This is a genomic window from Vibrio sp. CB1-14 (assembly GCF_040412085.2).
Taxonomy (GTDB): domain Bacteria; phylum Pseudomonadota; class Gammaproteobacteria; order Enterobacterales; family Vibrionaceae; genus Vibrio; species Vibrio chaetopteri.
Map to the genome: position 1 here is coordinate 2,399,616 of NZ_CP115920.1, position 12,787 is coordinate 2,412,402.

Sequence of the window (12,787 nt, forward strand, 5' to 3'; positions counted from 1 at the left end):
ACTATTCCCTTAGATCCGTGAGTAGGCCAACCTTTGGAATACCGGCTTGGCTAAGCTCATCCAACAGTAAGACCACCTCTGCGTATGGCGTGGAAGCATCACCACCCACTGCGACTGGAGAGTTAGGATTAATCGAAAGCTCAGCTTTAACTCGTACAATAATGTCTTGCAGACTCAAACCTCGTTTCACGTCCTCATTGTTAACGCTTAGCCCTAAGTTCCCGTCACGGTCTACTTCAACAATGATAAAGCTCGCATCGGTATCACCAGCAAGTTCAGACGCTGGTTGTGCCGTTGAGGTCTTAGGTAGCTCAACATCCACCCCTTGAGTAACAAAAGGCGACGTCACCATGAAAATAATAAGTAACACCAGCATAACGTCGATATAAGGTACGACGTTAATCTCACAGGTCAGCTTGCGTTTTTTCGGTTGGTAGCCAGCCATTATTGCTCCCTAGCGGCCATCGCTTGACGGTGCAAAATGCTGTGGAACTCTTCAGAGAAGGTTGCGTAGTTGTGTTCTAGCTTGCTCACTTTGTTGCTAAGACGGTTAAACGCCATAACGGCAGGAATCGCCGCAAATAGACCCATTGCCGTTGCGATCAAGGCTTCTGCGATACCTGGCGCTACCATGGCAAGCGTGGCTTGTTTTACTTCGCCAAGCGCGATAAACGCGTGCATGATACCCCAAACGGTACCAAACAGACCGATGTAGGGGCTGATAGAGCCAACGGTCGCTAGGAATGGCAAGTTAGTTTCTAGCTCTTCCACTTCACGGGAAACAGCAACGCGCATTGAGCGACCAGTCCCTTCCATAATGAAAGCTGGAGAGTCGGCGTTTGATTTACGAAGGCGCAAAAACTCGGAAAAACCAGAGTAGAAAATCTCTTCTGTACCTGAAAGCTCATCTTTGCGCTTTTTCACATCTTGGTAGATGTGAGAAAGATCAGCGCCTGACCAAAAACGGTCTTCAAACGCCTCAGATTCTTTGGTGGCTTCTTTTAGCACTTTGCTGCGCTTGATGATCATCGCCCAAGATACGACTGACATGCCCATCAGAATCAGCATTACCAATTGAACAAGTAGGCTTGCCTCGAGTATGAGGTCTACAAATGAAATATCAGCCGTCACTGTGTTTTAACTCCACTAAGATAGACGAAGGAATAGCCTTCGGCTTCATTTTAACATTATCTATACACGCCACTTTAACCAGTGCTTTCGCTATTGTCACACCTTGTTGGTCGACAATTTCTTGAGCAAAGGTTAGCGACGCTTTCTTAAATTCTTCAATATAGGTTTTTACGGTGAGCTGGTCATCCAAGCGTGCACCACGGATAAAGTCGATATCCATATGACGAACCACAAAGCCAGTATGCTCTTCTAGCAACACACGCTGATTGACACCTTTGCTTCTAAGTAGCTCGGTGCGGGCACGTTCAAAGAAATTGAGGTAGTTCGAGTGGTAAACGACACCTCCCGCGTCCGTGTCTTCGTAATAAACGGTCACAGGAAATTCGAAATACGATGATAACTGAGACAAACTGATCACTTCCTAAATAAAACTACGCATTAATATAACGCAACTCATTGTGATTGTTATAAGTGCTGACAAGAATTTTTGATTAAAGTGCCAAAATTTACACTTAATTGATGAAGATATTAGCGATTACTCGCTTTTCATTGTTTCAAAAAGTAAAAAACCCGAGCAATGGCTCGGGTTTATTCTAAAAAACGTACATTAACGTTAAGTAACTCAACACAGTTAGTGACAAGTACGGGCTAAACACCAGTTGCCACAACCAAAACCTTGGTTTGAAGCCGATACCGTAGACCATACTTGAACAGAGAGACAATACAAACGCCAGTCCTAACCATGGTGCAAAGCCACCGATGGCTGCGTCGTAGCCCTCTGGACTCCACATGAACAGACCTGCGTTGGCAAAACCAAGCACCAGTGATAAGGCGCGAAGTAGCACCTTATCCATAGGCTTGTGAATCTGCTCCAACTGTTGGTTAAGCTTACTCACTGTCTTCGTCCATCATCTCACTGTGTTCAAGCCAAAGTGCATTGATGATACCGAACGCACAAGCCAATAGAACACCTAAAATCCAAGCGAAATACCACATGTTAAATGCTCCTTAGTAAAGTGAATTCTTGTTTTCTTCGATGAACTTGTCATCAAGACGACCAAACATTTTGTAGTAAGTCCAAGCTGTGTAGCTAAGAATTACTGGAACCATAACAAACGCTACCGCTGTCATTAGGTTCAAAGTCAATTCACTTGACGTCGCATCCCACATAGTCAAGCTGTGGTTTGGATTCAGGCTGCTTGGCATTACGAATGGGAACATTGCAAAACCAGCAGTAAAGATGATGCCACCGTTCGCCAGAGAAGAAGCAATAAATGAAATTGCACACTTCTCAAGACGAGACGCTAGAACCGCTAGTAGAGGCATAACCACACCTAGTGCTGGAGCAATCCATAGTAGTGGGTACTTCTCGAAGTTCGTCATCCACGCACCGGCTTCGCGAACCACTTCTTTAACTAGTGGGTTTGAAGCCGCGTTGCCATCGATACTGCTTACTACTAGGTAACCATCGATACCTTGGATCCAGAAACCTGCACCTACAAATGCCACTACTGTGAGTAGACCCATGATTTGCGCTGTGTTGCGAGCGCGAGTATGGATATCACCTGTAGTCTTCATTTGTAGCCATGTTGAACCTTGAAGCAGGATCATGAACAGGCTTACCAGACCACACAATAGTGCGAATGGGTTAAGCAGGCCGAAGAATGAACCGTGGTAAGTCGGCATCATAAAGTCGCTTAACTGGAATGGTACACCTTGTAGTAGGTTACCAAACGCCACACCAAAGATAAGTGGTGGTACGAAACCACTGATTGAGATACCGATATCCCAAGCGTTACGCCACTGTTTGTCTTCTAGCTTAGAGCGGTAATCTAGACCGATTGGACGTAGCCAAAGCGCTGCTAGAGTAAGGATCATTGCTAGGTAGAAACCCGAGAACGACGTCGCGTACACTAGCGGCCAAGCAGCAAATAACGCACCACCGGCGGTGATTAGCCAAACCTGGTTACCGTCCCAGTGTGGAGCGATAGAGTTAATCATTACACGGCGCTGAGTGTCCGTTTTACCTAGGATAGGTACAAGTGCACCTACCCCCATATCAAAACCATCGGTGATAGCGAAACCAGCAAACAGTACGCCGATCAGTATCCACCAGATGAATCGTAAGACTTCGTAATCAAACATTCTTTTTCTCCTTGCTTACGCTTCTACTTGACGACTAACTTTGTTCTCTACCGTTTCGACGTTTTGTTCGAAGTGGTAGCGACCTGTCTTCAAGCTACTCGGGCCTTTGCGTGCAAATTTCACCATTAGGTAAACTTCTGCAATTAGGAACACCGTGTATAGAGCGATGATTGCGAATAGTGATGTCCAGATCTGACTTGCTGTCAGTGCTGATGCTGCCACGTGTACAGGCAGGATTTCACCTACGGCCCATGGCTGACGACCAAATTCAGCAACAAACCAACCGGCTTCTACTGCAATCCATGGTAGTGGAATGCTAAATAGTGCCGCTTTAAGGATCCATTTTTTCTGTTCAATTTTCTGACGACATGTCTGAATAAATGCCGCACCGAAGACGAATAGCATGATGAAGCCACACGCAACCATGATACGGAACGACCAGAATAGTGGCCAAACTGTTGGGATAGAGTCATCCGCAGCCGCTTGGATTTGATCTTCTGTCGCATCAACAACTTTGTCGGTGTAACGTTTAAGCAGTAGACCGTAACCAAGGTCTTGCTTCACATCATCAAACGCTTCTATGTTTGCGTCTGTACGTTCACCTGCACGCAGTTTTTCTAGAAGTTCGTAAGCGTACATACCGTTACGGATACGATCCACGTGCTCTTCACGTAGGTCACGAAGACCTTGAACTGGTGTATCGATAGAACGTGTTGCGATGATACCCATTACGTATGGGATCTTAAGCGCAAAGTCGGTTTCCATCTTGTCTTGGTTTGGTAGACCAAACACAGTGAACGCTGCTGGAGCTGGCTCTGTATGCCACTCTGCTTCGATAGCCGCAAGTTTCACTTTCTGTACGTCACCAAGCTCGTAACCAGATTCGTCACCAAGAACGATAACAGAAAGGATAGAAGCCATACCGAACGACGCTGCAATCGCGAATGAACGACGAGCAAACGCCACATCACGGCCTTTCAGTAGGTAGTAAGCACTGATACCCAGCACGAACATCGCACCTGTGGTATAGCCTGACGCTACTGTGTGAACAAACTTAACTTGAGCAACTGGGTTGAGCACCACTTCTGCGAAACTAACCATTTCCATACGCATGGTTTCGAAGTTGAACTCTGCGCCCACTGGGTGCTGCATCCAACCGTTCGCAACTAGGATCCAAAGTGCTGAGAAGTTAGAACCAAGTGCAACCAACCAGGTAACGGCTAAGTGTTGACGTTTTGAAAGCCTATCCCATCCGAAGAAGAAGAGTCCGACAAAGGTGGATTCGAGGAAGAAGGCAACGAGGGCTTCGATCGCCAGCGGCGCACCGAAAATATCACCCACGTAATGGGAATAGTAGGACCAGTTCGTACCAAACTGGAATTCCATGGTAAGGCCGGTAGCCACACCTAGGGCGAAGTTAATACCAAATAGCTTACCCCAGAACTTGGTCATGTCCTTGTAGATTTGCTTGTTGGTCATTACGTAGAGGGACTCCATGATGGCAAGTAAGAATGCCATACCTAGAGTCAATGGAACGAACAAGAAGTGATACATTGCCGTAATTGCGAATTGCAATCTCGACAGATCAACAACGTCTATCATGATAACTCCTTTTGTGTCGGCTGAACGACACGTTCTACATTATGCGCCGAGGATACTTGTTTAATGGAAATTAAACTTGTTGAGCAAATCAGCATCCTTGTTGCAAAAATGTACCTCAATGGTTAGTTAATTGTTAAGCTTGCGCTAATATAGCTTGAGCTAATATTACTGGGAAATTGAATCGGTTTCAAAAGGTTTATTCAGGAAAATGCTTTGATGTAAGTCAATAAATAGAAGAAGTGAATTGTACGATCTTTAATCACACTGATTCAGATCAAATTTACTTGGAAAGAGAGTTTGATGTGGTGAGCAAAAAAAGAAAATTAGCAGCCGCTAATACCCCTTTATTGGCAAGGGATTATAAACAATGTGCGTAACCGTGTGAACAAAAATCACGAAATTGATAGATTCTAGTGATAGGACATGTAAATAAAAGAAAGCCGCATATTCGCAATATTACTTTACAAATATGCAGCTCAATAATTGGTCTGACAAATTTCATTTCTGTGATGTAGAACATGAGTTGCGTATCACAGTCTTACATCGCGGCTTTAAACTTTATCGATTCCAAAGTGTAAGTAGGCTCTATCTGAGGCAATACGCCCACGCGGGGTTCGTTGCAGATAGCCTTGCTGAATCAAGTAAGGTTCAATGACATCTTCGATAGTGTCTTTCTCTTCACCTATCGCTGCTGCTAGGTTATCTAACCCGACAGGGCTACCAGAGAACTTCTCCATGATGGAGAGCAGCAGTTTTCTATCCATGTAATCGAAACCTTGGTTATCGACATCAAGCATGTTCAGAGCTTTGTCTGCAATGTCAGCACAGATATGCCCGTTACCTTTCACCTCTGCATAGTCACGCACACGGCGTAGCAGTCGGTTAGCAATACGAGGTGTACCACGAGCTCGACGGGCAATTTCTAACGCCCCTTCTGGATCCATCGACAAGCCCAAGCAACGAGCACTGCGCTGCACGATATTTTGAAGGTCGGCAATCTTGTAGTACTCAAGACGCTGAACGATGCCAAATCGGTCACGAAGCGGTGACGTCAATGAGCCCGCGCGCGTCGTTGCACCAATGAGCGTAAACGGCGGCAAGTCAATCTTGATTGAGCGAGCCGCAGGCCCTTCACCAATCATGATATCCAGCTGGTAATCTTCCATCGCCGGATACAGCACCTCTTCCACCATTGGGCTTAAACGGTGGATCTCATCGATGAACAGTACATCGTTTTCTTCAAGATTGGTCAACAGCGCAGCAAGGTCGCCGGCTTTTTCAAGCACTGGGCCAGAAGTGGTACGGATGTTTACTTCCATCTCGTTGGCAACGATATTCGCCAACGTGGTCTTACCCAAACCAGGAGGTCCGAATATCAATAAATGATCGAGCGCTTCGTTACGTAGCTGTGCGGCCTTGATGAAAATTTCCATCTGGTCACTAACGTGATCCTGACCTTCATAGTCAGCCAACTTCTTAGGACGAATAGCTCTATCGATGACGTCTTCATCACGGAAAACTGGGTTTTCTGGGGCGATTAAGCGATCGGCTTCAATCATCTAACTGTCTCTCTAAAAATACCGCTTGGTCATTAAACCATAGTACGCAGTGCTTCACGGATCAGCGCTTCACTGGTCATGTCTGGCTTCGCTACTTGAGAAACCACTTTCGATGCTTGCGTTGGTTTGTAACCCAGTGCAAGCAGCGCGCTTACCGCTTCTTCTTCGGCACTTTCGCTAGACATCGCACCAGCACTGTCCATCGGCGCAGCGTCCGTCGCTGGCGTAAACAGGTCACCAGCGCCCCAACCTTTAAGGCGATCCTTCATTTCAACGACGAGACGTTCAGCGGTTTTCTTACCCACACCAGGCAGTTTAACAAGGGTGGAGATATCTTCGCGCTCAACGCACGAGACAAATTGGCTGGCAGACATACCAGATAGGATACCCAACCCCAACTTAGGACCGACACCGTTGGCTTTGATCACTTCGCGGAACAGAGCGCGCTCTCGCACGGTATTGAATCCGTAAAGAAGCTGTGCGTCTTCACGAACGACAAAATGGGTGTAAATAATGGCTTCTTGACCAATTTCTGGCAGCTCGTAAAAACAGCTCATTGGCATTTGAACTTCGTACCCTACGCCACCAACTTCAATCAGTAGTTCAGGAGGTTGTTTTTCGATTAGCGTGCCACGCAGTCGTCCTATCACAGTCTATGTCTCATTGTTCGTTGCAATAGGGCTTAGGATATAGAATAACTGGATGGGTATCCAGTTATTCTCTTCACATTTTAGCTCATAGCCGAGCGCAGTCGCTCGGAGAGCTCAGTGCCTTCTGCTATCTGTTGATTGAGCTCGTCACTGATGGTTTGAATATCCTCAGCAATTGCTTTGCTCCCTGTTACCGAGCGTGCCACATCGCTACTCGCTTGATCTAGCTCCCCTATCGCTTGGTTTTGCTGGGTAACTAAGTGACTGAGGTCGGTGATTTCAGTTGAAATGACTTGGACTTGCTCAATCATCTGGCTGAGCTCTTTCACCGTGGTCTGGATTGTCTGTTGCCCTGAGTCAATCTGCTGCTGACTGTTGCTGATTAAGGTGCGAATTTCCTCAACTGAGTTACTGGTTTTCGAAGAGAGCTCCCTCACCTGCTCAGCAACGACCGCAAAGCCGCGGCCATGGTCACCCGCTCGCGCAGCTTCAATGGCTGCATTGAGTGCCAGCAAATTGGTTTGTTCAGCCACTGAGGTGATTAGCTCAATGACAGACACGACTTTTTGGTTACTACTATCGATATTGGCAATCGCCTCAGTGGACGCACTAAGCATTTCCGAGCTGCTTTCTGCTTGCTGCTTGATCGCGTCGGTTTGACCAATAACTTGCTCCATGAAGTTCACAGACTCTTGAGTAAACGAAGACAACTGTTCTAGTTGCTGGCTCATTTCTTCTGCAGCGCTCGCCTGTGAAGCACTGTTCATGCCAAGCGACTGTACGTTTGAGTTTAGCTGCGATGATTGCGTATTTACCTGATGTATCACTTCATCAAGCTCTTTCACACTGGCGTTTACGGTCACTAACATGCCATCCATGCGCTTTTCACCTTGCGAGGCTTTTTCGGCTTGCAGTTTGCTCTCTTTCATCGCTTTTTCTGCACGATGAATTGCACTCTCTTTTTGCTTCGCGGTAAAGCTCTGGGCAAAACAAATCACGCAAAGTGGCAGCAGCATGCCAGACCAAATTTCTACATTTTGCTTAGAGGCCGATAGTGAAATCGTTGGGAATGAAAAGCCACTAGTGTGAAGGTAAGTCATAACGCCCGCGACCAGCAGAATACCGACACTCCAAGTCAGCGCCATCGCTCTAGAAGCCGAGAGGTAGAAAGCGACAATGAGCAAAGGTGCCCAAAATGCCTGAGTAGAATCTACGATGCCGCCGCTTTGATAAATGATGTTCACTGCATGAACAACCATCCCAAGGAAGCCGATATTGAGCGCTAGCGTGATTTGCTTGGTAAATCGCAACACCACCAAGCCAATAACTTCGATTGCAATAAGCAGTACCGACGTTAAAAACAGTAATGCATGTCCGTTAGATTGCCACTTAATAGCGCTGTACAGACCAACGATCAGCGCGACAACAGTAAATACAGCGGTGATTTCAGCTTTGCGAAGAGTATTACGGGAGAGACTTTGAGCGTTATTTATTAAGTTGTGCCACATGCCTTTGTTTTCCTTATTATTGGTCCTTTGACTCACTCATCAGACCAATCTTAGAAAGTTAACAAATGATTAACAAGGCGCACTAGGTAAAAAGCTCTAAAACTGTGGGCTGGTTATCGTTAAAACTATCGGTATCCAAGACGGTAACGCCTTAAAGAGACGATCCTCAAGATTAACGATAGCGCCCTTTCTTTGCACCACTCGCTTTACCAGCAAGCGCGACGAGCGTTTTGTTGGTGTTGGCATGACAGATAGCAACGCCGAGCGCATCGGCTGCGTCTGCTTGTGGCTTAGAAGGCAACTTCAACATCGCCATCACCATGTGCTGAACCTGAGCTTTGTCTGCGGCGCCGGTACCCACGACGGCCTGCTTAATAAGCCTTGCCGCATACTCGTAAACGGGTAAATCGTGGTTGACCGCAGCGACGATCGCACTGCCTCTTGCTTGACCTAACTTCAGCGCTGAGTCGGCATTTTTGGCCATGAAGACCTGCTCAATGGCGAACACATCCGGTTGAAACTGAGTAATGATTTCACTGACACCAGCGTAAATCTGTTTTAGTCGACCGGGTAATTCTTTTTCTGAGGTCCGGATACAGCCGCTCCCCAAATACTGCAAATGTCGACCCTGCTGACGAATCACGCCGTAGCCTGTGATTCGTGAGCCTGGGTCAATTCCTAAAATAATAGACATTGTTTCTCGCTATTTACTCTAACGTCGCTGCAACTTCATCAGAGATATCACCGTTGTGGTATACCTCTTGGACGTCATCGAGATCTTCCAATGCGTCAATAAGTCGCAACAATTTTGGTGCTGTAGACTCATCTAGATCTGCTTTCGTTGAAGGCACTAGGGTTACTTCCGCGTTTGACGCGTCAAACCCAGCTTCGTCCAGTGCGTCTTTAACCGAGCCAAATTCGGTAGGATCGGTGTATACATCGATCGCGCCATCTTCACCGGTTTCGATATCATCGGCACCGCCTTCGAGAGCGACTTCCATAACCTCGTCTTCATCTAGACCCGGCGCGTATGAGATAACCCCTTTCTTATCGAACAGATAGTTAACACTGCCATCAGTACCTAGGTTACCACCCGCTTTTGAGAACGCGTGACGAACACCAGAAACGGTACGATTGCGGTTGTCCGTCATACACTCCACCATCACAGCTGTGCCACCAGGCCCGTAACCTTCGTAGATGACGGTCTCCATGTTGTCATCACCTTCACCACCAGCACCACGAGACACCGCGCGGTTTACTGTGTCGCGAGTCATGTTGTTTGACAGTGCTTTATCGATTGCGGCGCGAAGTCTTGGATTGTTGTCAATCTCGCCTCCACCCTCTTTTGCGGCAACGACGATTTCGCGAATTAGCTTAGTGAAGATTTTGCCACGCTTAGCGTCCTGCGCGGCTTTACGATGACGAATGTTCGCCCATTTACTGTGACCTGCCATGGTTAATCCTTTGAGTTCTATGAATTTGGACTTTTATAGGGTGGTATAACTATACAGAATTTAGAAACAAAAACTCCCGCGAATGCGGGAGTTTTTGTTGTGTGTTGGGCTTTGCGATGTTACGCAGTAACGAGCCTGTTGTTCTCCCCCTTAATAAGGGGGAGTTAGAGGGGGTGCTTTTGGCTTTTTCGCTTTATTTCAATCAATTAAGAAAGAAAAGAGCACCCCTCCCAGCCTCCCCTTATAAAGGGGAGGAGCTAAAAGCTCGCTGCGCGTCGCTTGGCGATATTACGTAGTAATTAGCCTGATGTTCTCCCCCTTTATAAGGGGGAGTTAGAGGGGGTGCTTTTGGCTTTCTCGCTTTATTTCAATTGATTAAGCAAGAAAAGAGCACCCCTCCCAGCCTCCCCTTATAAAGGGGAGGAGCTAAAAGCTCGCTGCGCGTCGCTTGGCGATATTACGTAGTAATTAGCCTGATGTTCTCCCCCTTTATAAGGGGGAGTTAGAGGGGTGCTTTTGGCTTTCTCGCTTTATTTCAATTGATTAAGCAAGACAAGAGCACCCCTCCCAGCCTCCCCTTATAAAGGGGAGGAGCTAAAGGCTCGCTACGCATCGCCTGGCGATGTTACGCAGTAACGAGCCTGTTGTTCTCCCCCTTAATAAGGGGGAGTTAGAGGGGGTGCTCTTGATCTTACTGCTTTATTTCAATCAATAAGCAAGAAAAGAGCACCCCTCCCAGCCTCCCCTTATAAAAGGGAGGAGTTAAAGGCTCGCTGCGGATCGCCGCAACACACTGAGAAAGATTAAGCGTCTTTCTTCTCTTTCGCTGCCGTTACTGCAATCGCTAGCTCTTCAAGTGCTGCTGGGTTTGCTGCGCTTGGTGCGTCTGTTAGTAGACATGCTGCTGCGGTTGTTTTCGGGAATGCGATAACGTCACGGATGTTCTCTGTACCACAAAGTAGCATCACTAGACGGTCAAGGCCAAATGCTAGACCTGCATGCGGTGGTGTACCGAACTTCAGTGCGTCTAGTAGGAATCCGAACTTCTCACGTTGCTCTTCTGCATCGATACCAAGAATCTCGAATACCGCTGCTTGCATTTCTGCGTTGTGGATACGAACGCTGCCGCCGCCGACTTCATAGCCGTTTAGAACCATGTCGTATGCGTTAGAGTTTGCAGCTGCTGGATTCGCTTTTAGCTCTTCCGCCGTCATGCCAAGAGGAGACGTGAATGGGTGGTGCATTGCGTGCAGGTTACCCTCGCCATCTTCTTCGAACATTGGGAAGTCAACAACCCATAGTGGAGCCCACATAGACTCGTCCGTAAGCTCAAGATCTTTACCAATCTTAAGACGTAGCGCGCCCATTGCTTCTGCAACTGTGTTTGCTTTGTCTGCACCGAATAGGATGATGTCGCCAGATTCTGCGTCCGTACGCTCAAGAATACCGTTGATCACATCGATGTTTAGGAACTTAGCGACTGGAGATTGGATACCTTCCATGCCAGCAGCACGGTCGTTAACCTTCATCCATGCTAGACCTTTCGCGCCGTAGATACCTACGTACTCAGCATAGCTGTCGATTTGCTTACGAGTCAGTTTAGCGCCGCCTGGTACACGGATAACCGCTACGCGACCTTTCTCGTCGTTTGCTGGACCAGAGAACACTTTGAACTCAACGTCTTTCAACAGATCAGCAACGTCCACTAGCTCTAGTGGGTTACGTAGATCTGGCTTGTCGCTACCGAAACGACGAATCGCTTCAGAGAATGGCATCACTGGGAACTGACCTAGGTCTACGTTCAGCAGCTCTTGCCACATGTCGCGAACCATTTTTTCAGTCACTTCACGTACTTGGTCAGCCGACATGAATGATGTTTCGATATCGATCTGAGTGAATTCTGGTTGACGGTCAGCACGCAAGTCTTCATCACGGAAACACTTTACGATTTGGTAGTAGCGATCAAAGCCAGACATCATCAGCAGCTGTTTGAATAGCTGTGGAGACTGTGGAAGTGCGTAGAACGAACCTTTGTGCACGCGGCTTGGTACTAGGTAGTCACGAGCACCTTCTGGCGTCGCTTTCGTTAGTACTGGCGTTTCGATGTCTAGGAAGCCGTTGTCATCTAGGAAACGACGAACAAAGCTTGATGCTTTAGCGCGCAGTTTAATACGATCGCTCATCTCTGGGCGACGTAGATCGATATAACGGTACTTCAGACGTTGCTCTTCAGTGTTCGTTTGGTTGAAGTCTAGAGGTAGCACGTCGCTACGGTTGATGATTTCAAGACCTTTTGCAAGGATCTCAACTTCACCTGTTGCCATGTCTTTGTTTACTTGGCTCTCTGGGCGTACACGAACTTCACCAGTTAGCTTGATGCAGAATTCGTTACGAAGTTGGTTCGCTACTTCATAAGCATCCGCCATATCTGGATCAACAACAACCTGAACGATACCTTCACGATCTCGCATATCGATAAAGATAAGACCGCCTAAATCACGACGACGGTTTACCCAGCCGCACAGTTCTACAGTTTGTCCTGCAAGGGACTTGTTCAGGTGACCACAGTAATGGCTACGCATAATGAATTTCCCAATTTCCGATTGTTTATATGAAAACGTTTATATGAAATCTATATTGTGGGTGATGGCATGAAAAGTCGCCAATACTAAATCCACCCACAAAATCAAAGGTTCATTTATACTCGGAAAATCGTCTAAAATCGACCTAATTTGATA

13 protein-coding genes are annotated in these 12,787 nt (G+C 47.1%); all 13 read right to left on the minus strand.

Annotated elements, in window-relative coordinates; all coding sequences use genetic code 11:
* Window position 1: 1 nt before the first annotated feature.
* On the minus strand, window positions 2-445 hold the full coding sequence (gene tolR / locus PG915_RS10845) for a protein TolR (protein ID WP_112460498.1): 444 nt from the start codon (window positions 443-445) through the stop codon (window positions 2-4).
* On the minus strand, window positions 445-1,131 hold the full coding sequence (gene tolQ / locus PG915_RS10850; RefSeq protein WP_353496543.1) for a protein TolQ: 687 nt from the start codon (window positions 1,129-1,131) through the stop codon (window positions 445-447). The genes tolR and tolQ overlap by 1 nt, the downstream gene beginning before the upstream one ends.
* On the minus strand, window positions 1,121-1,540 hold the full coding sequence (ybgC, locus tag PG915_RS10855; protein WP_042501935.1) for a tol-pal system-associated acyl-CoA thioesterase: 420 nt from the start codon (window positions 1,538-1,540) through the stop codon (window positions 1,121-1,123). Before ybgC ends, tolQ begins: the two co-directional genes overlap by 11 nt.
* A 184-nt stretch (window positions 1,541-1,724) precedes the next feature.
* On the minus strand, window positions 1,725-2,027 hold the full coding sequence (gene ybgE / locus PG915_RS10860; protein ID WP_353496544.1) for a cyd operon protein YbgE: 303 nt from the start codon (window positions 2,025-2,027) through the stop codon (window positions 1,725-1,727).
* Window positions 2,020-2,127, minus strand: a complete 108-nt coding sequence (gene cydX / locus PG915_RS10865; RefSeq protein WP_006075291.1) for a cytochrome bd-I oxidase subunit CydX — start codon at window positions 2,125-2,127, stop codon at window positions 2,020-2,022. The genes ybgE and cydX overlap by 8 nt, the downstream gene beginning before the upstream one ends.
* A 12-nt stretch (window positions 2,128-2,139) precedes the next feature.
* Window positions 2,140-3,276, minus strand: coding sequence for a cytochrome d ubiquinol oxidase subunit II (cydB, locus tag PG915_RS10870; RefSeq protein ID WP_353496545.1), 1,137 nt, complete (start codon window positions 3,274-3,276; stop codon window positions 2,140-2,142).
* Window positions 3,277-3,291: 15 nt separating this feature from the next.
* The gene (cydA, locus tag PG915_RS10875) at window positions 3,292-4,878 is read right to left on the minus strand and encodes a cytochrome ubiquinol oxidase subunit I (protein WP_353496546.1); all 1,587 of its coding nucleotides are present in this window, start codon (window positions 4,876-4,878) and stop codon (window positions 3,292-3,294) included.
* 551 nt (window positions 4,879-5,429) lie between these two features.
* Entirely contained in the window at window positions 5,430-6,437 is a 1,008-nt protein-coding gene (gene ruvB, locus PG915_RS10880) for a Holliday junction branch migration DNA helicase RuvB (protein ID WP_353496547.1), read from the minus strand.
* Between the two features lie 32 nt (window positions 6,438-6,469).
* Window positions 6,470-7,087 (minus strand): Holliday junction branch migration protein RuvA, encoded by a 618-nt coding sequence (gene ruvA, locus PG915_RS10885; protein ID WP_353496548.1) that lies wholly within the window; start codon window positions 7,085-7,087, stop codon window positions 6,470-6,472.
* 80 nt (window positions 7,088-7,167) lie between these two features.
* On the minus strand, window positions 7,168-8,595 hold the full coding sequence (locus tag PG915_RS10890; RefSeq protein ID WP_353496549.1) for a methyl-accepting chemotaxis protein: 1,428 nt from the start codon (window positions 8,593-8,595) through the stop codon (window positions 7,168-7,170).
* A gap of 172 nt (window positions 8,596-8,767) precedes the next feature.
* A complete protein-coding gene (ruvC, locus tag PG915_RS10895) occupies window positions 8,768-9,289 on the minus strand; it encodes a crossover junction endodeoxyribonuclease RuvC (RefSeq protein ID WP_353496550.1) in 522 nt (173 codons plus the stop codon).
* A gap of 13 nt (window positions 9,290-9,302) precedes the next feature.
* On the minus strand, window positions 9,303-10,049 hold the full coding sequence (locus PG915_RS10900) for a YebC/PmpR family DNA-binding transcriptional regulator (protein WP_353496551.1): 747 nt from the start codon (window positions 10,047-10,049) through the stop codon (window positions 9,303-9,305).
* Window positions 10,050-10,852: 803 nt separating this feature from the next.
* Window positions 10,853-12,631 (minus strand): aspartate--tRNA ligase, encoded by a 1,779-nt coding sequence (gene aspS / locus PG915_RS10905; protein WP_353496552.1) that lies wholly within the window; start codon window positions 12,629-12,631, stop codon window positions 10,853-10,855.
* Between the last annotated feature and the right edge of the window lie 156 nt (window positions 12,632-12,787).

What these genes read in the sequence shown, in the direction of transcription:
- tolR (WP_112460498.1), bottom strand. Translation starts at nt 445, where the DNA reads ATGGCTGGCTACCAACCGAAAAAACGCAAGCTGACCTGTGAGATTAAC.
- cydX (WP_006075291.1), bottom strand. Translation starts at nt 2,127, where the DNA reads ATGTGGTATTTCGCTTGGATTTTAGGTGTTCTATTGGCTTGTGCGTTC.
- cydB (WP_353496545.1), bottom strand. Translation starts at nt 3,276, where the DNA reads ATGTTTGATTACGAAGTCTTACGATTCATCTGGTGGATACTGATCGGC.
- cydA (WP_353496546.1), bottom strand. Translation starts at nt 4,878, where the DNA reads ATGATAGACGTTGTTGATCTGTCGAGATTGCAATTCGCAATTACGGCA.
- ruvB (WP_353496547.1), bottom strand. Translation starts at nt 6,437, where the DNA reads ATGATTGAAGCCGATCGCTTAATCGCCCCAGAAAACCCAGTTTTCCGT.
- PG915_RS10890 (WP_353496549.1), bottom strand. Translation starts at nt 8,595, where the DNA reads ATGTGGCACAACTTAATAAATAACGCTCAAAGTCTCTCCCGTAATACT.
- ruvC (WP_353496550.1), bottom strand. Translation starts at nt 9,289, where the DNA reads ATGTCTATTATTTTAGGAATTGACCCAGGCTCACGAATCACAGGCTAC.
- PG915_RS10900 (WP_353496551.1), bottom strand. Translation starts at nt 10,049, where the DNA reads ATGGCAGGTCACAGTAAATGGGCGAACATTCGTCATCGTAAAGCCGCG.
- aspS (WP_353496552.1), bottom strand. Translation starts at nt 12,631, where the DNA reads ATGCGTAGCCATTACTGTGGTCACCTGAACAAGTCCCTTGCAGGACAA.